Consider the following 21,477-nt stretch of genomic DNA (forward strand, 5'->3'; position numbering starts at 1 on the left):
GCTAAGCGACTTCCATATCTCACAGGGGGCAACCCCCAACTACTTCCGGCGTTCTAGGGCTTAACTTCTGTGTTCGGCATGGGTACAGGTGTATCTCCTAGGCTATCGTCACTTAACTCTGAGTAATACCTACTCAAAATTGAATATCTATTCAAATCAAGAAAACCTCTCGCTTTCGTATTCTCAGTTACTTTGGATAAGTCCTCGAGCTATTAGTATTAGTCCGCTACATGTGTCGCCACACTTCCACTTCTAACCTATCTACCTGATCATCTCTCAGGGCTCTTACTGATATAAAATCATGGGAAATCTCATCTTGAGGTGGGTTTCACACTTAGATGCTTTCAGCGTTTATCCCTTCCCTACATAGCTACCCAGCGATGCCTTTGGCAAGACAACTGGTACACCAGCGGTAAGTCCACTCTGGTCCTCTCGTACTAGGAGCAGATCCTCTCAAATTTCCTACGCCCGCGACGGATAGGGACCGAACTGTCTCACGACGTTCTGAACCCAGCTCGCGTGCCGCTTTAATGGGCGAACAGCCCAACCCTTGGGACCGACTACAGCCCCAGGATGCGACGAGCCGACATCGAGGTGCCAAACCTCCCCGTCGATGTGAACTCTTGGGGGAGATAAGCCTGTTATCCCCAGGGTAGCTTTTATCCGTTGAGCGATGGCCCTTCCATACGGAACCACCGGATCACTAAGCCCGACTTTCGTCCCTGCTCGAGTTGTAGCTCTCGCAGTCAAGCTCCCTTATACCTTTACACTCTGCGAATGATTTCCAACCATTCTGAGGGAACCTTTGGGCGCCTCCGTTACCTTTTAGGAGGCGACCGCCCCAGTCAAACTGCCCGTCAGACACTGTCTCCGATAGGGATCACCTATCCGGGTTAGAGTGGCCATAACACAAGGGTAGTATCCCAACAACGTCTCCTTCGAAACTGGCGTCCCGATCTCATAGACTCCTACCTATCCTGTACATGTGGTACAGACACTCAATATCAAACTGCAGTAAAGCTCCATGGGGTCTTTCCGTCCTGTCGCGGGTAACCTGCATCTTCACAGGTACTAAAATTTCACCGAGTCTCTCGTTGAGACAGTGCCCAAATCATTACGCCTTTCGTGCGGGTCGGAACTTACCCGACAAGGAATTTCGCTACCTTAGGACCGTTATAGTTACGGCCGCCGTTTACTGGGGCTTCAATTCATACCTTCGCTTACGCTAAGCACTCCTCTTAACCTTCCAGCACCGGGCAGGCGTCACCCCCTATACATCATCTTACGATTTAGCAGAGAGCTGTGTTTTTGATAAACAGTTGCTTGGGCCTATTCACTGCGGCTGACTTAAAGTCAGCACCCCTTCTCCCGAAGTTACGGGGTCATTTTGCCGAGTTCCTTAACGAGAGTTCTCTCGCTCACCTGAGGCTACTCGCCTCGACTACCTGTGTCGGTTTGCGGTACGGGTAGAGTATGTTTAAACGCTAGAAGCTTTTCTTGGCAGTGTGACGTCACTAACTTCGCTACTAAACTTCGCTCCCCATCACAGCTCAATGTTATAGAACTAAGCATTTAACTCAATTCACACCTCACTGCTTAGACAGACATTTCCAATCGTCTGCTTTAGTTAGCCTACTGCGTCCCTCCATCACTACATACTCTAGTACAGGAATATCAACCTGTTGTCCATCGGATACACCTTTCGGTCTCTCCTTAGGTCCCGACTAACCCAGGGCGGACGAGCCTTCCCCTGGAAACCTTAGTCTTACGGTGGACAGGATTCTCACCTGTCTTTCGCTACTCATACCGGCATTCTCACTTCTATGCGTTCCAGCACTCCTCACGGTATACCTTCTTCACACATAGAACGCTCTCCTACCATACCTATAAAGGTATCCACAGCTTCGGTAAATTGTTTTAGCCCCGGTACATTTTCGGCGCAGGGTCACTCGACTAGTGAGCTATTACGCACTCTTTGAATGAATAGCTGCTTCTAAGCTAACATCCTAGTTGTCTGTGCAACCCCACATCCTTTTCCACTTAACAATTATTTTGGGACCTTAGCTGGTGGTCTGGGCTGTTTCCCTTTCGACTACGGATCTTAGCACTCGCAGTCTGACTGCCGACCATAATTCATTGGCATTCGGAGTTTATCTGAGATTGGTAATCCGGGATGGACCCCTCACCCAAACAGTGCTCTACCTCCAAGAATTTCTAATGTCGACGCTAGCCCTAAAGCTATTTCGGAGAGAACCAGCTATCTCCAAGTTCGTTTGGAATTTCTCCGCTACCCACAAGTCATCCAAGCACTTTTCAACGTGCCCTGGTTCGGTCCTCCAGTGCGTCTTACCGCACCTTCAACCTGCTCATGGGTAGGTCACATGGTTTCGGGTCTACGTCATGATACTAAGGCGCCCTATTCAGACTCGGTTTCCCTACGGCTCCGTCTCTTCAACTTAACCTCGCATCATAACGTAACTCGCCGGTTCATTCTACAAAAGGCACGCTCTCACCCATTAACGGGCTCGAACTTGTTGTAGGCACACGGTTTCAGGTTCTATTTCACTCCCCTCCCGGGGTGCTTTTCACCTTTCCCTCACGGTACTGGTTCACTATCGGTCACTAGGGAGTATTTAGGGTTGGGAGATGGTCCTCCCAGATTCCGACGGGATTTCACGTGTCCCGCCGTACTCAGGATACTGCTAGGTACAAAGACTATTTTAAATACGAGGCTATTACTCTCTTTGGCTGATCTTCCCAAATCATTCTTCTATAATCTTTGAGTCCACATTGCAGTCCTACAACCCCGAAGAGTAAACTCTTCGGTTTGCCCTCCTGCCGTTTCGCTCGCCGCTACTAAGGCAATCGCTTTTGCTTTCTCTTCCTGCAGCTACTTAGATGTTTCAGTTCACTGCGTCTTCCTCCTCACATCCTTAACAGATGCGGGTAACAGGTAGTACCTGTTGGGTTCCCCCATTCGGAAATCCCTGGATCATCGCTTACTTACAGCTACCCAAGGCATATCGTCGTTTGTCACGTCCTTCTTCGGCTCCTAGTGCCAAGGCATCCACCGTGCGCCCTTATTAACTTAACCTTATTTTCTGACCTTTCAGTCATAAACTCTTATTAATACTACAGCGTTTTCGGTTTATTTTCTTGTTACTATTTGATATAGATATTCAATTTTCAATGTGCATTACTTGGTGATCTCTCACCAATGGAGCCTAGCGGGATCGAACCGCTGACCTCCTGCGTGCAAAGCAGGCGCTCTCCCAGCTGAGCTAAGGCCCCACAAGACCTCTCAAGACTAAACAAGACCAATGCGCAGTTCCTTATCCTTAGAAAGGAGGTGATCCAGCCGCACCTTCCGATACGGCTACCTTGTTACGACTTCACCCCAATCATCTATCCCACCTTAGGCGGCTGGCTCCTTACGGTTACCTCACCGACTTCGGGTGTTACAAACTCTCGTGGTGTGACGGGCGGTGTGTACAAGGCCCGGGAACGTATTCACCGCGGCGTGCTGATCCGCGATTACTAGCGATTCCGACTTCATGTAGGCGAGTTGCAGCCTACAATCCGAACTGAGACTGGCTTTAAGAGATTAGCTTGCCGTCACCGGCTTGCGACTCGTTGTACCAGCCATTGTAGCACGTGTGTAGCCCAGGTCATAAGGGGCATGATGATTTGACGTCATCCCCACCTTCCTCCGGTTTATTACCGGCAGTCTCGCTAGAGTGCCCAACTGAATGATGGCAACTAACAATAGGGGTTGCGCTCGTTGCGGGACTTAACCCAACATCTCACGACACGAGCTGACGACAACCATGCACCACCTGTCGCCTCTGTCCCGAAGGAAAGCTCTATCTCTAGAGCGGTCAGAGGGATGTCAAGACCTGGTAAGGTTCTTCGCGTTGCTTCGAATTAAACCACATGCTCCACCGCTTGTGCGGGCCCCCGTCAATTCCTTTGAGTTTCAACCTTGCGGTCGTACTCCCCAGGCGGAGTGCTTAATGCGTTAGCTACGGCACTAAACCCCGGAAAGGGTCTAACACCTAGCACTCATCGTTTACGGCGTGGACTACCAGGGTATCTAATCCTGTTTGCTCCCCACGCTTTCGAGCCTCAGCGTCAGTTACAAGCCAGAGAGCCGCTTTCGCCACCGGTGTTCCTCCATATATCTACGCATTTCACCGCTACACATGGAATTCCACTCTCCCCTCTTGCACTCAAGTTAAACAGTTTCCAAAGCGTACTATGGTTAAGCCACAGCCTTTAACTTCAGACTTATCTAACCGCCTGCGCTCGCTTTACGCCCAATAAATCCGGACAACGCTCGGGACCTACGTATTACCGCGGCTGCTGGCACGTAGTTAGCCGTCCCTTTCTGGTAAGATACCGTCACAGTGTGAACTTTCCACTCTCACACTCGTTCTTCTCTTACAACAGAGCTTTACGATCCGAAAACCTTCTTCACTCACGCGGCGTTGCTCGGTCAGACTTCCGTCCATTGCCGAAGATTCCCTACTGCTGCCTCCCGTAGGAGTCTGGGCCGTGTCTCAGTCCCAGTGTGGCCGATCACCCTCTCAGGTCGGCTATGTATCGTCGCCTTGGTGAGCCGTTACCCCACCAACTAGCTAATACAACGCAGGTCCATCTGGTAGTGATGCATTTGCACCTTTTAAGCAAATGTCATGCAACATCTACTCTTATGCGGTATTAGCTATCGTTTCCAATAGTTATCCCCCGCTACCAGGCAGGTTACCTACGCGTTACTCACCCGTTCGCAACTCATCCAGAGAAGCAAGCTCCTCCTTCAGCGTTCTACTTGCATGTATTAGGCACGCCGCCAGCGTTCGTCCTGAGCCAGGATCAAACTCTCATTAAAAGTTTGAGTTCTCACTCATTTCTGTCACTGACAGATTTATTGTTTTTTCATTGTTCAGTACTACAACCTTAGTTGTAGTGCCCTGCACATTGGTTCGTCTTGTTCAGTTTTCAAAGGTCTTTGTCACTTGCTTCTCTCAAGCGACAACTATATTAGTATATCACAGCCGCTTTCGCTTGTCAACACTTTTTTGAAACTTTTTTAAAACTTTTTTCATCAAGTATTTCCAACTGCAACATACCATAGTCCGTACGGGATTCGAACCCGTGTTACCGCCGTGAAAAGGCGGTGTCTTAACCCCTTGACCAACGGACCAGAGTTGTTATTTTCAACTCTTACTATTATACAGGCTTTTCTAACTTTGTCAACACCTTTTTTAAACTTTTTTTATTAATTTTACAACTGCTTCAGTTCGAGCGGTGTGTGGGAACATATCGACCGACTGGATATAATGGATATCGTAGACTTCTACTAATCTTACCAAATCCCTTGCCAAAGTTGAAACATTACATGAAATATAAACCATTTTTTCTGGCACATAGGTAAGAATAGTGTCTAACAACTTATCATCCAGACCTGTACGCGGTGGATCCACAATCAGTGCATCTGCTCGGTATCCTTCCTTGTACCAACGAGGAATAATCTCTTCTGCTGTTCCAGCTTCATAATGAGTATTGTCAAATCCCATTCTTTTAGCATTTCGCTTGGCATCTTCAATAGCTTCTGGAATAATATCCATACCTCTGAGTGTTTTAACTTTCTTTGCAAAGGCAAATCCAATTGTTCCAACTCCACAATAAGCATCAATCAAATGATCTTCTTTATTAACATCCAAGGCTTTTACCGCCTCGTTATAAAGAACTTCTGTTTGTTCAGGATTTAGTTGATAGAAAGCTCGAGGGGATAGTGAAAATTCATAATCGAGAACACCTTCTTGAATACTCTCTTGTCCCCAGATAATCTCTGTCTTTTCACCATAAATCTCACTGGTTTTAGCTGTATTTGTATTCACAGCTACTGTCACAACTTCTGGAAAATCTTTAACTAAGTCTTTTACTAGTTGGGTTAAATTAAGCTGACGATTTGTAACAATAATAATCTGAACCTGTCCAGTCTTTCTTGCTCGTCGAACCATTATAGTTCTAACACCTAGAACTTTTCTCTCATCCGTGATTGGAATCTGGTGATAAGTAAGTAATTCCGCTAGACGATTAGCAATCACTTGGGTTTCCTTGTCTTGTACCAGGCAGTCTTTCAACTCTACTAAATAGTGAGAGTTTTGTGCATATAAGCCCGCCTTGACCTGATTCTTAAATTTTCGAGTCTGAAATTGTAACTTAGCACGGTAGTACTTTGGTTCCTGCATTCCAATAGTTGGACGGATTTCATAATTTTCATATCCTGCAGGGGCAAATTTTTTCAGCGCTTGGTGAAGTAAGTCCGTCTTGAACTCCAGCTGCTTATCATAATGCAGATGCATAATTTGGCAGCCTCCGCATTCATTGTAAATAGTACAAGCTGGCACAACTCGAAATTTAGACTTCTTGTTGACCTTCAGTAATTTTGCCTCAACAAAGTTACGTTTAATAGAAGTAATCTGACAATAGATATCTTCTCCTTTGAGAGCACCAGGCACAAAGACTAATGTTTTTTGATAAAAGCCGATTCCCTCTCCATTAATTCCCATGCGCTTGATTTTTAATGGTATTTTTTGTTTCACTTTCAGATTCATACCCCTATCTTATCACATTTTGAGTTATAATAGAACTATGAAAATCACAAAACTTGAAAAGAAAAAAAGACTCTATCTGATGGAGCTTGATAATGGAAACAAATGCTACATCACCGAAGATACAATTGTTCGTTTTATGTTATCGAGAGATAAGGTGATAAGCGAAGAGGAATTGAAAGAGATTCAGGACTTTGCCAAATTTTCTTACGGTAAGAATCTGGCCCTCTACCATTTATCCTTTAAAGTACGCACTGAAAAAGAGGTCAGAGAATATCTGAAAAAATACGATATTGATGAAAACATAGTTTCTCAAGTCATTATTAATCTTAAAGAAGATAATTGGATTAATGATAGTCAGTACGCTTATGCTATCATCAATGCCAATCAACTTTCAGGAGACAAGGGGCCTTATGTACTGACTCAGAAACTAACACAAAAAGGAATTTCAAAATCCACTATAGAAGAGATATTGAAAGAATTTGATTTTTCGGAAGTTGCTCAACGTGTAGCTAATAAACTATTGAAAAAATATGAAGGAAAACTTCCAACTCGTGCTTTGCAAGATAAGATTATCCAGAATCTGACCAACAAGGGCTTCTCCTACTCTGATGCTAAAAATGCATTTGACCAATTAGATAGTCAAGTTGATGAAGAAACGACTCAAGAACTCATCTTCAAGGAACTTGATAAGCAATATGCTAAGTATGCCCGAAAGTATGAAGGATACGAACTGAAGCAGCGTTTAACTCAAGTTTTAGCACGAAAGGGCTACGATTTTTCGGACATAGCAAGCGCTCTTAGAGAATATCTTTAACATTTCCAAGTGAAATTCACAGATTTTAGATAATTTTATGGTACAATAGTAAATGATAAACTTATAAATTGTAGAAAGTTGGTTAGTTATGAAGCTTCCAAAAGAAGGCGACTTTATTACAATTCAAAGTTATAAGCATGATGGGAGTCTCCACCGAACTTGGCGGGACACCATGGTACTAAAAACAACAGAAAACGCCATTATTGGTGTCAACGATCATACACTGGTTACCGAAAGTGATGGTCGTCGTTGGGTCACTCGAGAACCGGCTATTGTTTACTTTCACAAGAAATATTGGTTTAATATCATTGCCATGATTCGTGATAATGGAACTTCCTACTATTGCAATATGGCTAGCCCCTACTATCTGGATGAAGAAGCACTGAAATATATTGATTACGATTTGGATGTTAAAATTTTTACAGATGGAGAAAAACGTCTCTTGGACGTTGAGGAGTATGAGCGTCACAAACGCAAAATGAATTATTCTGATGACTTGGACTATATTTTAAAAGAACATGTCAAAATTCTTGTTGATTGGATTAACAATGGACGTGGTCCTTTCTCAGAAGCCTATGTAAACATTTGGTACAAGCGCTATGTAGAACTAAAGAATCGGTAAAGTTGTCAAACTAGGGTGAAAGCCCTGGTTTTTTTATTTGAAAAACCCAGCTTTTCAACTGGGTTGGTCTCTATATATCTAATTTAGTAACTGTAAATTTGATATGGGAATAGTCTTTTTCAACATCCTTATCCAGCAAGAACGCTGTGGCGTCCTTCTTAACCTGAACCAGATCAATATTCTGGGCTTGGGCTGCATAGACGCATCCACAATAACATTGACGATAGATGTCATACTCTTCACACATCTCTACTGAACGTTTGTAACCTTGATTTTTCTTGAAATCGCTGGGAAGATAGTGGGTGGTATAAATCTTTTGCACATCGATTCCGATGCTGTTAATGGTTTGAGAATTCTTATGAGGACTGATGGTCAAGGCTGAGCCAAAATAGTCAAAACCTAAATCCATAGCCACTTGCGCTGTTTTATCCAGGCGGTAGTCAAAGCAAACCTTACAACGGTCGCCTCCTTCAGGCTCTTCCTCCAACCCTCTGACCAATTTTCGGTATTCATTTGGTTCGTAGGGAGCTTCTAGATACTGGACCGTATTTCCTGTTCGCTCATTGAAATCACTGACAAATTTTTTGGTGACGTAAGCCCGCTTGTGGTATTCTGGCTTGGGATGGATATTAGAATTGGCAAAATAGATAGTCACATCTGCATACTTGGTCAAATATTCTAGGGTATAGGTACTGCAAGGGGCACAGCAAACATGCATGAGAATGGTTGGCCGTTGCTCATTTTTCTCCCATACTTGTACCATCTTCTGCATGACACGGTCATAATTAATCTTCTGATTGGGGTTCATCTTGCTCAGAATTTCTTCTACATCGATCATGTTCTTCTCCTTTTTCTAGTCTTATTTTATCATATAAGTTAGGAGAGCTCAAATCAATTTAGAAGTGAATATCACAAAAAGAGGGTTAGTCATTCCCTCCTTTTGTGTTTTTTATAAGTTGTTTTCTATAGAAATCTTACATCATGCCGCCCATCATGCTTGGATCCATTGCTGGAGCTGGGGCCACTGGTTCTGGTTTATTGGCTACGACTGCTTCCGTAGTTAAAATCAAGCTGGCTACAGATGCTGCGTTTTGTAGGGCTGAACGGCTAACTTTAACTGGGTCGATAATCCCTTGATCAATCATGTTAACCCACTCACCAGTTGCTGCGTTGAAGCCTGTACCAACTTCAGCATTTTTCAAACGATCGATGACGATAGAGCCTTCAAATCCTGCATTGTGGGCAATTTGACGAACAGGTTCTTCCAAAGCACGGAGAACGATATTGCGTCCTGTTGCTTCGTCTCCTGTCAATTCCAAGGCAGCAACAGCTGGAATGACATTTACAAGAGCAGTTCCACCACCTGCAACAATACCTTCTTCAACAGCTGCACGAGTAGCGTTGAGGGCATCTTCAATGCGGAGTTTCATTTCTTTCAACTCAGTTTCAGTTGCGGCTCCGACCTTAATAACCGCCACACCACCTGACAATTTTGCCAAGCGTTCTTGCAATTTTTCACGGTCAAACTCAGAAGTTGTGGTTTCGATTTGAGACTTGATAACCGCAACACGGTGAGAAATCGCTTCAGGATTTCCAGCACCTTCTACGATAACCGTACTATCTTTGTCTACGGTCACTCTAGCTGCTTGACCAAGAGCTTCAATTGTCGCATCTTTCAACTCAAGACCAAGGTCTTCTGTGATAACTGTTCCGCCTGTTAAGATGGCAATGTCTTCGAGCATAGCTTTGCGGCGGTCACCAAAACCAGGTGCCTTGACCGCTACCACGTTGAAGGTTCCACGAATCTTGTTCAAAACAAGAGTTGGAAGAGCTTCACCATCTACATCATCCGCAATAATCAAGAGTGGACGATTGCTTTGGAGAATGCTTTCTAGAAGTGGTAAGATTTCTTGGATATTTGAAATCTTCTTATCAGTAATCAAAATGTATGGATTTTCAAGGTCAGCTACCATTTTTTCGCTATCTGTTACCATATACTGTGAAAGATAACCACGGTCAAACTGCATTCCTTCCACAACTTCAAGTTCTGTTTCCATACCACGTGATTCTTCGATAGTAATGACTCCATCTTTGCCAACTTTTTCCATGGCTTCAGAGATGTACTCACCAACTTTTTCAGAACGAGAAGATACGGCTGCAACCTGAGCGATAGCTTCTTTGTTGGCAACAGGGATGGCGTTGTTTTTCAAAGCTTCTACTGCTGCTGTAACTGCTGTTTCAATCCCACGACGAATTCCGATTGGATTGGCACCTGCTGTGACGTTTTTGATTCCTTCGCGGACAATTGCTTGGGTCAAGACTGTTGCAGTTGTCGTTCCGTCACCTGCGATATCGTTGGTTTTTGAAGCTACTTCTGAGACCAATTTGGCACCCATATTTTCAAAATGGTCTTCCAATTCGATTTCTTTGGCAATAGTTACACCGTCATTGGTGATGAGTGGTGAACCGAATGATTTTTCAAGAACAACATTACGGCCTTTTGGTCCCAAGGTTACTTTAACAGTGTCTGCAAGGATATCGACACCACGGACCATAGCTGAACGGGCATCTGATGAAAATTTAATTTCTTTTGACATACTTACTTTCTCCTTCTATTCTTCAATGATTGCCAAGATGTTAGCTTCCCCTACGATGATGTACTTTTCATCGCCGTCTTTGACATCAATACCTGCGTGAGCTTCAACTAAGACACGGTCTCCAGGCTTAACACTTGGAGCTACCAAGTCACCGTTCAAGGTACGAACACCTTGTCCAGTAGCCACAACTTGAGCTGTTTTGGTTTTTTCTTGGGCTGAACCTGCGAGGACAAAACCTCCAACAGTTTGTTCTTTTTCTTCTACTTTTAAGACCACACGGTCCCCTAATGGTTTCAACATCTGATTTCCTCCATAATGAGATAGATATTATTAGCACTCTTTATATCTGAGTGCTAATTCATAGTTCTATTGTATCACTTGGTCAGAAATAGTCAAGAAAAAAGTCTGACTTTCTGAGGATGAATATATAAATTTCTTTATCCTAATTTTGCACTTTAATAATGTAGAATTTTAACGAACATGATTTATGAAATTAGTATTTTCGTTAATTCTTTTATAAAAAATACCGAAACTCTAAATCCTTATATTACGCATATATAAAAAACAACGATTATAAACCGTTGCTTTTTTACATACTATTAATATTTCAATCCTGGATTGAAAAATCCTAAGGCTACTCCTACAAGTGCAATAACTACCAATAATAGCATCACCCAATTTGGAGAAACTTTCTTTTTAGCCATCAGCCACCAACATAGAACAATAAAACCTGCTGTTAAAAGACCTGGATAAACACCATCAATCTTTTCTTGTAAGTTTAAAAATGTTTCTCCATCTCCATTTTTCAGCTCTAGCGCCGTAGTGACAGATACCCAAGTTGCTGCAACAGCTCCTATGACCATACCACCAACAACACTAATTGCTTTTCTTAGCGCCTGACCTTTAGGACCTACTAAAAATTCTACTGCTTTATCTCCAAGTTCATATCCTTTAAAATAAGCAAAACGCATTCCAAGATAGACTAATAGATTCCATGCAATAATATAGAATATTGCACCAGAAATATTTCCTCCTTTAGAAAGACCTAGAGCTATCCCCAAAAGAACAGGAATTAATGTTCCTACAATAAGTGAATCTCCAATACCTGCAATAGGCCCCATTAGACCGGCTCGCATTCCATTGATGGTCTCACTATCTACGGCATCTCCATTTGCACGCGCTTCTTCCAAACCAGCTGTTATCCCAACTACTAGAGAACCCAACTGCGGCTCAGTATTAAAGAATGCTGTGTATGTTTGCATAGCTTCTTTTTGTTCTTCCTTAGTATCATACATTTCTTCTACAATTGGAAGCATAGAAGTTAAATATCCAAAAGTTTGCATATGTTCTTGAGAAAAACATGTCAGATGTCCATAGAACCAGTGGTGAAATGATTTTGTCAATGTTTTTCTTGATATTTTTTTTCGACTCATTCTAAATATCCTCCTCTTCATCAAATCCCATATCACTGACAACTGCTGTCGTACGGGCAGATTTAATAACTTCTAATTCATAATAAATTACTGCAAAAATTAATGACACAACACCACTTGCTACTAAGTTCAAGCCTAAAGATTTTGCTAACGTGAACCCGACAAAGAAAGGAATAAAGTCTGTTGTTTTTGTAACAATTTGTTTCAAAAGTATTGCAATACCCACACATGGAAGGAGTGCTCCTACAGTAAATAGAGACTTCATTACAAAACCATCCATCGGAAGATATACTTTCATAAGATCAACCATATCTGGTCCAAATTTTGTAATAATCATTGTTGGTAAGAAAGAAAAGATAAAATGTGAAATCCAAGGATATACCCAATCAACAGCATATAACTTCTTAAAATCACCTTTCTCTACAGCTTTCCATCCAATGTGTTGCCAAAGCAAGTTCATAGTAGCTGTACCATAGAATAAAACAGTTCCAATTGTTCCAACCGCGGCTCCAATTGGCGCTGCTGCTGCTGCAATCGCCACTTCACCTGAAATATTATTTGCATGAACAAATAGGATAGATAACGGAATTCCGATATAAGAAATTGCCCGTACATCGGCCGATACAGTTCCACCAGGTGTTACTAAGGCAATATATAATACCTGTAAAGCCACACCAACGATTACCCCTGTTGTTATATCTCCTAATATTAAACCTACAATTAAACCACCAACTAATGGACGCCCCAAAGTATAGTTACCAATACTGGATCCCCCCATACCTGGCATCGATGCTAAACTTGCAAACAATCCTAAAAGAGCTGCTTGAATCCAAGAAATTTCCATCATTTTGTCTCCTTATTTCATTATTAAAATCCAAATTTTGATTTAAAATCACTCCAATAGCCAATAGATACATCTGGTAATAATTGGAATCTAACTTTATATCCTGCTTTTTCAATTGCTTCTAGTGCAACTGCTTCCTCTTGAGTAATTGATTGATTATTTCCCAACTTGATAGCACCTGGTCTATCGTTAGCAGGTCCTACAATAATTTCTTTAACATCTCCTGGAATAAAGCCCTGGTCTACTAAAATTTCTTTCATATCAATTGGATTTTTAGTAATCAAAAAATATCTACTATCCGATTCTGTTACTTTAGATGATTTTTCTTTAAACGCTTCCTTTGTCCAAACAAATGTTTTTTTATCTGACGCACCTTTATATGCCTGAATTAAAACCTTATTAGATGCAGCAGCGTCATTTACTGCAATTAATCCATCACATGGATGTTCTTTTGCCCATCTAGTGACTGTTTGTCCATGAATCATTCTATCGTCAATTCGTACAAATGTTACTACCATAATTTTTTATCCCTTTCCTTATATAACTAAATATCGTCTTCTTCATTAAGATTATCATCTGATCCGACTTCAAATTCTTGTAGAGCCGATGATGATTCGTTTAATATCGTAGAAACAAGTTCACTTCCAGTCAGAATGTCTTTCATCACCACTGCTGTAAGTGCCATTGTTAAGTTCATACCTCCCAAAATAGTTGCATTCTCTAATTTTCCAAATTCTTCTAATACTGTTGCAACAGTTGTTAAAGGACTTCCCCCAACAATATCTGCTAAAACAAGAACCGAATCATTTTCATCCAGAGATGCAATAACATTCTTGACCTCTACAGAAAAACCTGCAAGACTTTCTCCATCTTTTAAGCCAATCGCTATGACATCATCTACCTTATCCGAAGCAAACATAGAAAGAGATGATTTCAATCCCTCTGCGAGTCCTCCATGACTGACTAATATCAAATACTTCATATTTCCCTCCTTTTATTGATTTTATTCTATCATCCTTATCTTCACTTTATAATTGTTAAATGTCACAAAAGTTTATTGATAAATGTCAATAAAAAAATGACAAATGTCAATAAAGACATCTGCCATGTTCGTATTATTTAATAAATAATAATCTTGATATCTATTTAAGGGTTCCTATATCTAGTTCTTTTTGTAACTTAATAAGACTACCTTCAATATCCGTGTTATTTTCATCTATAGATAATGCTTCTAATCTTTCTTCTATTCCAACCAATGATTTTGAATTTATTCCTTTTGAAATAGTTGTAATTGAATTTTTCATTATATAATCCAGTGAAGTAGTCGTTAAGGCATTTTGACCAATCATTCCTTTCTTCATCAACTCTTCACTCTTCAAACTAGTTACTACCTCTGGTAATACTGAGCTTCCTTGACCCTTATTAAATAAATTTTGTTGAATTTCACGATTAATTGTTAAAAATTCTATAAATGATACGGCAAGGTTTGAATTGCGAGAACGCGAAGAAACCACGTATAAGGAAGTATCTGTTACAGTAGAACGAATGTCTTCCTTAGTAGTTGGCAATGAAATACATGTCCAGTTAAAATTTGTATATTTGGCCACATGATAAGGAAAAGGTTTATATGTTCGATATTGTGCCAAACTCATTGGATAAAAGGCCACATGCCCTTCATCAAAATCTTTATAGGTTACTTTGTAACGTCCGTTTAATTGATTCAATCCCCTTATATAGGATAAAGCATCCTTCATTTCTGACGAATCTATACGAGGAATACCACTCTCAGAAATATTAACACCAAAGGCCGCTAGAGATTCTTTCCAACTATATCCTGTTATCCCAAATTGATCAACGATTCCATCTCCATCGGTATCTTTTGTAACTTTTTTACTAATCTCATAGAGATCTTTCTGCGTCCACCCTACTTTAGGAATTTCAATGCCCTCTCTTAAAAGTAAATCTTGATTTACACACATCAACATGGGATTGCTTTCATATGGAAGACCATATAAATCATCTCCGTATTTTGCTGCCTGCAAAGATACATCATAGAAATTAGAGGCATCTTCTTGAGACAGATAGGAATTTAGGTTTTTTAAAATACCTTTTGATGCAAATAAAGATAATTGGTCGCTTGATAATAGAAATACATCCGGTTCAGAACCTTTTAAAATTTGACTTGAAATCCAATTAGAATACTCCTCCTTAGGAATACCTGAATCATATACAATTTTAACCCCTGGATGAAGCTCTTCAAATTTCTTAATAGCCTCATCTAGTACATAGCTGTTATTCCCTGTAGGAATTCCCCAACTAGAATCAGAATAAAAACCCAGCCTAATAATCTTTATCTGCTTGTTTTCCCAAATAAGAAATAAACTCAAGCAACTTAGCACAAACAGTATCGCTAGAAACAATTGCTTTACTTTCATTTATCCATTTCCTTTGAAAAATTCTTTTGTGTCACACCTGTTTGTACAGCCCATATGGCTAACTGTGTCCTATCTCTCAAATTTAGTTTTGAAAGAATGATAGAAAGGTAATTGCGCACTGTTCCCTCGGATAAAAAAAGATTACTGGCAATTTCCTTATTTGATTCTCCAAATGCCACTTGCTGAATAATTTTCCATTCTGTCAGTGATATATTTTCAATATTCTCTTCCTTCACAGTAATAGAAAAATTGGTCTGTGCCATCTGCGAGAACAATTGAAATACCTTACTAGCTATATTAGGATTAATCATAGCTCCACCTTTATACACTGTCTGAATGGCTTGATATAACTCGTCGGTTGAAACTCCTTTTAATAAATAGCCAGATGCACCATATTTTAAAGCACTAAAAATGAATTCGTCGTCATCAAATGTTGTTAAGATTATAATTTTTATATTTGGAAAAAGTTTTTTGATTTCTTTTGTAGCCAATACTCCATCCATTCTAGGCATTCTAATGTCCATTAAAATTATATCCGGTTTTACAGTCATAATGTTATCCATAGCTTCGATACCATCACCAACGACGGATACAACATCAATATCAGCATATACTGATAAAATGATCTGCAAAGACTCTCTAATTAACGCCTGATCATCTGCAATCATTACCTTTATCATATACTTCACCTCCTATTTTTGGAAAAACTATTTTAGTGTAAAATCCTTCCCTATTTTCAAAATGAATAGAACCACCTAAAATAGAAACTCGCTCTCTCATTTGTTTCAAGCCATACCCAATTTGTAAGTCGTCAAAACCTATTCCATTATCGTGCAAAACTATTATGTTGTTATCCTCACTCATAAAGCGAATGCTCATTTTACTAGCATGTCCGTGACGAACAGAATTTGTCATAGATTCTTGTATAATCCTAAAAATAGTATCTTCCTGCATAACATCTAAATCAATATTCCCCCATTCATATTTTAGATCGACAGAGAGTTTTGATAGAGACTCATACTCACTAATCATTAATATTAGAGCATCTTTTAAACCATTATTTTGCAAAGCTCCTGGTCTCAGTCTCTGTAATGATCCCCTAACATCTTTTATCCCCTCTCTAACTGCATTTGAAACATTTTTCAACTGTTCTTTAGCACGGATAGGATGAACATCAATTAGTACAGAAACAGCATCAATCCCTGCTGAAATCCCTGTCAACGCATGCCCTAGAGTATCATGAATTTCTCGAGCAATTCTTTTCCTTTCTCGATCTTCAGCGATTTTCTCTGATAACGATATGTAATGATTCAATTCAGTGTTGACTCTAGATAACATTTTAAGCTCTTCCTCAATATTATGATGTTCTTTAATCACATATAGGATATAAGACAATAAAGAGATGATGAAAATAATAACATTTAATGATGTCAATGCATTTTCTAAAAATAACACTATACCTCGTATGGAAGATGGATAAAATTGGATATAGGTAGCTAGAGATGGAACTTTTATAAATAGAGACAAGATTTCATAGTCGGTTAAAAGTAATATTAAAAAACTCAAGAAAATAAAAATAATCCAAGAACGTTTACTATCAGAGTCTTGAAACTCTCTTGAACTATAGAATATATCAGCAAAAACTAATAATATTATTCCATTGTATGACAGATTTTGTGACCATATAACACCAATCATTAATACTATTTCAAACAAATTCCATTTTGAAAAAATTGGCCACTTTTTCTCAGTTGAATACATTTTATAGGTAGATATAAAAATAATACCGACAAAAAAAATAATTGAATACCAAAAAATCTGGTCAGGTGATTTTGAAATATTGTTTAATTCTCCCAATAAGAGTATCATCTGTCCCTTTGAAATTACATAGTTTGTAATCTGTATATACAAAGCTCCATTGTATATAATGGTTAGAAAATTAATTAACAAAAGCAAAATTATAGAGTACTGGACACCTTTTACCTGTTTCATTACTGCCACCCATTAATATCAAACTGAATTATATTATTTTTATCAACAAATTGTACAGGTATAGTATATAATTCTTCAACTTCTTCTTTTTTTACTAATAAATCTATTGTTTCCGATACTTTTCTACCCATATGAGATGGAAATTGAGCAACCGTTCCCGTAACTTCATCTGTTGTAGCTAATAAATGCTTCATATCTGGTGAACCATCTATTCCGTAAATAAGTTTTTTTGAAGTTACTTTCAATTCTTTAATTGCTGCTAAAGCTCCTATAGCTGCTCTATCATTTAAAGCCACTATAGCATCAAATTGTAAACCTTCAGATAAGGCATCACCTACAGTAGTCATAGCATACTCTGTTTGACCAACCGTTTCTCTTTCTGAGGTAATTTGATAATGTTCTTCTGATTTTATTGTATCCAAAAAACCAGTTATTCTCTGATTAGCTGATAAAGCATCTTTGTGCGTTAACAAAAGAATATGAGCATTTGAGGTACGTTTCATCAAATCCTTGGCAATTAATATCCCAGCATGGTAATTATCAGAAACTATGCTCGTATCAACTTTTATATTATTCAACTGACTATCTACTGCTATAACTCTAATTCCAAAATTCTTTGCCCTACTTAACGCTTCTACAATTTGCTCGCTATCACTCTTAACCGGATTAATAACAATAACATTCACTCGCTTCTCTATAAACTCATCAATTTGTTTACTCTGTTTTTCTTCACTCATCTCTGCATCCCGAGTATACAATATCTGACCTTCTGAATCAGAATAGCGTTGAATCTCATTATGTAAATGTCTATAAAATTCACTATTCATCGTCATATAAGTCGCTCCAACTTTTATTTGTCCCGGAATAGGATCTGTCTGACTCACATGAGTATAAATCGCAAAAACAAATACGACTACTGTACAAAATATAATTTTGACGATTGTTCTTGTATATTCTCTACTCATTCCAACCTCCAAAAAGTTTCAACTAGTTCATTGTAACACATTTAGACATTATAAAAAAGCCTGAGAACAACTCAGACTTTTCAATGTTTAAAATGGTAATTCTTCCTCTTCCAGGACCAAATCTGCCAAATCCTGCCCAGCGTTATTTTCTCGCATAGCACGTTGGGCACGACTTTCCAAGAGTTGGAATCCTGTAACAAGTACTTCGGTCACATAATTCATTTGACCATTTTTCTCAAAACGACGGGTACGCAATTCTCCATCAACGGAAATGAGACTTCCTTTAGTTGCGTAGCTTGCCAAAGTTTCCGCTAGTCTACCCCATAAAACCATATTAACAAAATCAGCTTCGCGTTCACCGTTTTGGTCTTTGTAACGACGGTTCACAGCGATAGTTGCTCGTGCTACTGACTTGTCATTGTTGGTTTTGTGCAATTCTGGTGTAGACGTCAAGCGTCCGATTAAGATAACTTTATTATACATATTTTTTTCCTCCTACTTATCTATTCGCAGGAAATCAAAAAAAGTTACAGAAATTTGTAACTTTTCGAGGAAATTTTTTAGTTTTTATGAACCATGAAACCTGTCGCCTGTTGATTGGCCATAATGGTCATATCTGTAATCTGAACACGACGAGGTTGACTGGTCACATAGACTACTGTGTCTGCAATATCCTGAGCTTGCAAGGCTTCGATTCCTTTGTAAACGGAGGCAGCCCGCTCTTTGTCACCATAAAAACGTACTGTAGAAAAATCTGTTTCGACAATTCCAGGCTGAATGGTCGTCACCTTGATATCCGTTGCGATGGTATCAATTCGCAGTCCATCTGAAAAGGTCTTAACCGCTGCCTTGGTAGCTGAATAAACTGCTGCACCTGCATAGGCATAAATCCCTGCGGTTGAGCCCATATTGATGATATGTCCTTGATTGGCTTTTACCATTGCTGGCAAGAAACAGTGAGTGACTGCCATCAAACCTTTGACATTGGTATCCAACATGGTTATCATATCCAACTCTTCATAGTCTTGATAGGGACCCAAGCCAAGAGCCAGTCCAGCATTATTGACCAGAATATCAATCTGACCTATCGTTTCTAGAATATCAGAGCAGACAGTCTTTACCATGGTCATATCTGTGATATCTAGGGGAAAAGTCCAAACTGTTTGTTTTGGAAAAGTTTCTGCAAACTCCGACTTAAGGGCTTCTAACCTGTCTGTCCGTCGTCCGGTTAGAACGACATTCTCACCCTGCTCCAGATAAGCACGCGCAATTGCTTCACCAATACCTGATGTCGCTCCTGTAATCACAACATTTTTTGCCATCTTATTTCCTTCTAGCTGGTCTATTAGATACTGACAACTTCTTATGCAGTCCAGTGTTTCGCTGGGTCAAATGGAGTTCCAACAACTTGGTCTTCTGATAATTCAATAATACCACGTTTTTGCGGAGCATTTGGCAGATGCAATTCACGAGGACTGCACATCATGCCAAAACTCTTTTCACCACGAAGTTCACCTGGGAAAATGAGGTTGCCTTTTGGCATCATAGCTCCAGGAAGAGCCACAATGGTTTTCAACCCGACACGCGCATTAGGAGCCCCTGCAACGATTTGCACTGCCTTGTCACTTGCGACTGCAACTTGGCAGATGTTGAGGTGGTCACTATCTGGATGAGCTACCATCTCGACAATTTCACCAACAACAAACTTAGGCTCTTTATCATTGATAATTTCCTCTGCAAAACCTTCCGCCTGCAATTCTTGGTTCAAACGAGCTACTTGCTCATCTGATAAAAAGACTTGACCGCGCTCTTCAATCTCAAAGAAATTTGAAACTTCGAAAATATTCCACGCCACTGTTTCCCCATTATCTTTGAGAAAAACACGGGCTACCTTGCTTTTGCGTTCCACATCTAGTTTGGCATCTCCGCTATTTTTCACGATGACCATAAGGACATCACCGACATGTTCTTTATTATATGTAAAAATCATTGTTTCCTTTTTCTCCTATTTCAGTCCTGCTAAAAAGTCGTTAATTTGTTGCTTGCTTTTACGGTCGCGATTGACAAAACGGCCGATTTCCTTGTCTTTTTCTAGAACAACAAGGCTAGGAATTCCGTAAACATCCCAGAGTTTAGCCAAATCCATATACTGGTCTCGGTCCACCCGAATAAAGGTGAACTCTGGATTGGTCTCCTCAATTTCTGGTAAGGCAGGATAGATATAACGACAATCGCCACACCAGTCTGCTACAAAAAGAAAGACCTTCTTGCCATCTTTTTCCACTAAAGATGCTAATTCTTCTAAACTTGCTGGTTGTATCATAAGACTTCCTCCTCATAGACTAGGTCTTCATTTTCATAGACAAAGGTATAATGACGGCCATCCTCAAAAATGACGCCACCAACCAAGCTCTCCATACTGCTTTCATAAACTTGAACATAGAGGGTCGCAATTTCCCCCATGTCTGAAAAATGGTCTCGTACAATCGCTGTCAACTCTTCCTGAATCTTCCTGAGCTTATGGTCATCTGCAACTTTTTTCGTAGCAAGGGCAAGGCTCCCAATACCAAGCAGAGCCAGACTTGCCATCCACATTTTTTTAGCTTTCATACCATTCATTTTAACACAAAAAAGGCTTTAGGACAAATGAAGAAGCAGCAGAAAAGCAAGTAAAAAGCCTCTTCCTTAAAGGAAAAGGACTTCTTATACTCAATGAAAATCAAAGAGCAAATTAGGAAACTAGCCGCAGGTTGCTCAAAACAGTGTTTTGAGGTTGTGGATAGAACAACCATACCTACGGTAAGGCGACGCTGACGTAGTTTGAAGAGATTTTCGAAGAGTATTATTCTTATTGCCAGGCACCTGAGTTACCAACGTAGTAACCATCAGATGTGTAGGTATTGCGAAGCATCTTACCTGATGAAGCTAGATAATACCACTTGCCATTGTCTTTGACCCAATCATTCGCAATCATGGCACCAGAAGAACTTACATAATACCATTCTCCCTTATTATAAAACCAAGTGCTTGCTTTCATGGCTCCTGAGCAATTAAAGGTTCAAAAAACTGTCCAATATCATTCATTTTTTAAAGCATTTTACACTACATCATCCACGCTGTAGGACATAGATACATCAAACGTAAGAGCCAAAATA

At 40.1% G+C, this 21,477-nt stretch carries 19 protein-coding genes, 2 tRNA genes, 3 rRNA genes and 1 pseudogene; 2 read left to right on the top strand and 23 right to left on the bottom strand.

All coding sequences use genetic code 11. The annotated features are described in order from the left end of the window. The 6 genes from rrf to rlmD form a co-directional block, all read right to left on the bottom strand. A 5S ribosomal RNA gene (rrf, locus tag OC530_RS07495) occupies nucleotides 1-116 on the bottom strand. 76 nt (nucleotides 117-192) lie between these two features. Continuing rightward, nucleotides 193-3,094, bottom strand: a 23S ribosomal RNA gene (locus OC530_RS07500). A gap of 124 nt (nucleotides 3,095-3,218) precedes the next feature. Next, a tRNA-Ala gene (locus tag OC530_RS07505) sits at nucleotides 3,219-3,291 on the bottom strand. Nucleotides 3,292-3,342: 51 nt separating this feature from the next. Further along, nucleotides 3,343-4,888, bottom strand: a 16S ribosomal RNA gene (locus tag OC530_RS07510). Together the 16S, 23S and 5S rRNA genes with 2 tRNA genes alongside form the textbook arrangement of a ribosomal RNA operon. Nucleotides 4,889-5,131: 243 nt before the next feature. After that, nucleotides 5,132-5,203 (bottom strand) — tRNA-Glu (locus tag OC530_RS07515). A gap of 61 nt (nucleotides 5,204-5,264) precedes the next feature. Beyond that, the gene (gene rlmD / locus OC530_RS07520) at nucleotides 5,265-6,620 is read right to left on the bottom strand and encodes a 23S rRNA (uracil(1939)-C(5))-methyltransferase RlmD (protein ID WP_173218973.1); all 1,356 of its coding nucleotides are present in this window, start codon (nucleotides 6,618-6,620) and stop codon (nucleotides 5,265-5,267) included. A gap of 37 nt (nucleotides 6,621-6,657) precedes the next feature. Between rlmD and recX the strand changes: the two genes are divergently transcribed. Then, nucleotides 6,658-7,434, top strand: coding sequence for a recombination regulator RecX (gene recX / locus OC530_RS07525; RefSeq protein WP_164226864.1), 777 nt, complete (start codon nucleotides 6,658-6,660; stop codon nucleotides 7,432-7,434). 88 nt (nucleotides 7,435-7,522) lie between these two features. Further along, a complete protein-coding gene (locus OC530_RS07530; RefSeq protein ID WP_000775321.1) occupies nucleotides 7,523-8,056 on the top strand; it encodes a DUF402 domain-containing protein in 534 nt (177 codons plus the stop codon). A gap of 70 nt (nucleotides 8,057-8,126) precedes the next feature. On the opposite strand, the gene OC530_RS07535 is transcribed toward OC530_RS07530, so the two are convergent. From OC530_RS07535 to OC530_RS07615, 17 genes and pseudogenes are all read right to left on the bottom strand, one after another. Then, on the bottom strand, nucleotides 8,127-8,894 hold the full coding sequence (locus OC530_RS07535; RefSeq protein WP_173253684.1) for an epoxyqueuosine reductase QueH: 768 nt from the start codon (nucleotides 8,892-8,894) through the stop codon (nucleotides 8,127-8,129). A 136-nt stretch (nucleotides 8,895-9,030) separates the two neighbouring features. Next, nucleotides 9,031-10,653 carry a chaperonin GroEL gene (groL, locus tag OC530_RS07540; protein WP_112445775.1) on the bottom strand — a complete coding sequence of 541 codons (1,623 nt, stop codon included), beginning with the start codon at nucleotides 10,651-10,653 and terminating at the stop codon, nucleotides 9,031-9,033. A gap of 15 nt (nucleotides 10,654-10,668) precedes the next feature. Beyond that, the gene (groES, locus tag OC530_RS07545) at nucleotides 10,669-10,953 is read right to left on the bottom strand and encodes a co-chaperone GroES (protein ID WP_262080957.1); all 285 of its coding nucleotides are present in this window, start codon (nucleotides 10,951-10,953) and stop codon (nucleotides 10,669-10,671) included. Nucleotides 10,954-11,252: 299 nt separating this feature from the next. Next, nucleotides 11,253-12,107, bottom strand: a complete 855-nt coding sequence (locus tag OC530_RS07550) for a PTS system mannose/fructose/sorbose family transporter subunit IID (RefSeq protein WP_031233157.1) — start codon at nucleotides 12,105-12,107, stop codon at nucleotides 11,253-11,255. Continuing rightward, nucleotides 12,088-12,930 carry a PTS sugar transporter subunit IIC gene (locus OC530_RS07555; RefSeq protein WP_078238001.1) on the bottom strand — a complete coding sequence of 281 codons (843 nt, stop codon included), beginning with the start codon at nucleotides 12,928-12,930 and terminating at the stop codon, nucleotides 12,088-12,090. Before OC530_RS07555 ends, OC530_RS07550 begins: the two co-directional genes overlap by 20 nt. Nucleotides 12,931-12,953: 23 nt before the next feature. After that, a complete protein-coding gene (locus tag OC530_RS07560) occupies nucleotides 12,954-13,448 on the bottom strand; it encodes a PTS sugar transporter subunit IIB (protein WP_020903146.1) in 495 nt (164 codons plus the stop codon). Between the two features lie 26 nt (nucleotides 13,449-13,474). Further along, a complete protein-coding gene (locus tag OC530_RS07565; protein ID WP_020903145.1) occupies nucleotides 13,475-13,912 on the bottom strand; it encodes a PTS sugar transporter subunit IIA in 438 nt (145 codons plus the stop codon). Nucleotides 13,913-14,072: 160 nt separating this feature from the next. Continuing rightward, nucleotides 14,073-15,365 carry an ABC transporter substrate-binding protein gene (locus OC530_RS07570; RefSeq protein WP_020903144.1) on the bottom strand — a complete coding sequence of 431 codons (1,293 nt, stop codon included), beginning with the start codon at nucleotides 15,363-15,365 and terminating at the stop codon, nucleotides 14,073-14,075. Further along, the gene (locus OC530_RS07575) at nucleotides 15,362-16,045 is read right to left on the bottom strand and encodes a response regulator transcription factor (protein ID WP_020903143.1); all 684 of its coding nucleotides are present in this window, start codon (nucleotides 16,043-16,045) and stop codon (nucleotides 15,362-15,364) included. Before OC530_RS07575 ends, OC530_RS07570 begins: the two co-directional genes overlap by 4 nt. Then, nucleotides 16,020-17,357: a sensor histidine kinase gene (locus OC530_RS07580; protein ID WP_262080965.1), complete on the bottom strand. Its 1,338-nt coding sequence runs from the start codon at nucleotides 17,355-17,357 to the stop codon at nucleotides 16,020-16,022. The genes OC530_RS07575 and OC530_RS07580 overlap by 26 nt, the downstream gene beginning before the upstream one ends. Further along, on the bottom strand, nucleotides 17,357-18,322 hold the full coding sequence (locus OC530_RS07585) for a substrate-binding domain-containing protein (protein ID WP_078237993.1): 966 nt from the start codon (nucleotides 18,320-18,322) through the stop codon (nucleotides 17,357-17,359). Before OC530_RS07585 ends, OC530_RS07580 begins: the two co-directional genes overlap by 1 nt. 87 nt (nucleotides 18,323-18,409) lie before the next feature. Then, nucleotides 18,410-18,805 carry a single-stranded DNA-binding protein gene (locus OC530_RS07590; RefSeq protein ID WP_000282442.1) on the bottom strand — a complete coding sequence of 132 codons (396 nt, stop codon included), beginning with the start codon at nucleotides 18,803-18,805 and terminating at the stop codon, nucleotides 18,410-18,412. A 77-nt stretch (nucleotides 18,806-18,882) separates the two neighbouring features. After that, nucleotides 18,883-19,644: an SDR family NAD(P)-dependent oxidoreductase gene (locus tag OC530_RS07595; protein WP_262080975.1), complete on the bottom strand. Its 762-nt coding sequence runs from the start codon at nucleotides 19,642-19,644 to the stop codon at nucleotides 18,883-18,885. Nucleotides 19,645-19,685: 41 nt separating this feature from the next. After that, on the bottom strand, nucleotides 19,686-20,312 hold the full coding sequence (gene ytpR, locus OC530_RS07600; protein WP_262080977.1) for a YtpR family tRNA-binding protein: 627 nt from the start codon (nucleotides 20,310-20,312) through the stop codon (nucleotides 19,686-19,688). Between the two features lie 15 nt (nucleotides 20,313-20,327). Then, the gene (locus OC530_RS07605) at nucleotides 20,328-20,645 is read right to left on the bottom strand and encodes a thioredoxin family protein (protein WP_000615777.1); all 318 of its coding nucleotides are present in this window, start codon (nucleotides 20,643-20,645) and stop codon (nucleotides 20,328-20,330) included. Continuing rightward, nucleotides 20,642-20,941, bottom strand: coding sequence for a DUF4651 domain-containing protein (locus tag OC530_RS07610; protein WP_262080979.1), 300 nt, complete (start codon nucleotides 20,939-20,941; stop codon nucleotides 20,642-20,644). Before OC530_RS07610 ends, OC530_RS07605 begins: the two co-directional genes overlap by 4 nt. 229 nt (nucleotides 20,942-21,170) lie before the next feature. Further along, nucleotides 21,171-21,368, bottom strand: a pseudogene (locus OC530_RS07615) (N-acetylmuramoyl-L-alanine amidase family protein); the annotation flags it as partial. Between the last annotated feature and the right edge of the window lie 109 nt (nucleotides 21,369-21,477).

Origin of the sequence: Streptococcus sp. Marseille-Q5619, assembly GCF_946901205.1 — a bacterium.
Lineage (GTDB): Bacteria > Bacillota > Bacilli > Lactobacillales > Streptococcaceae > Streptococcus.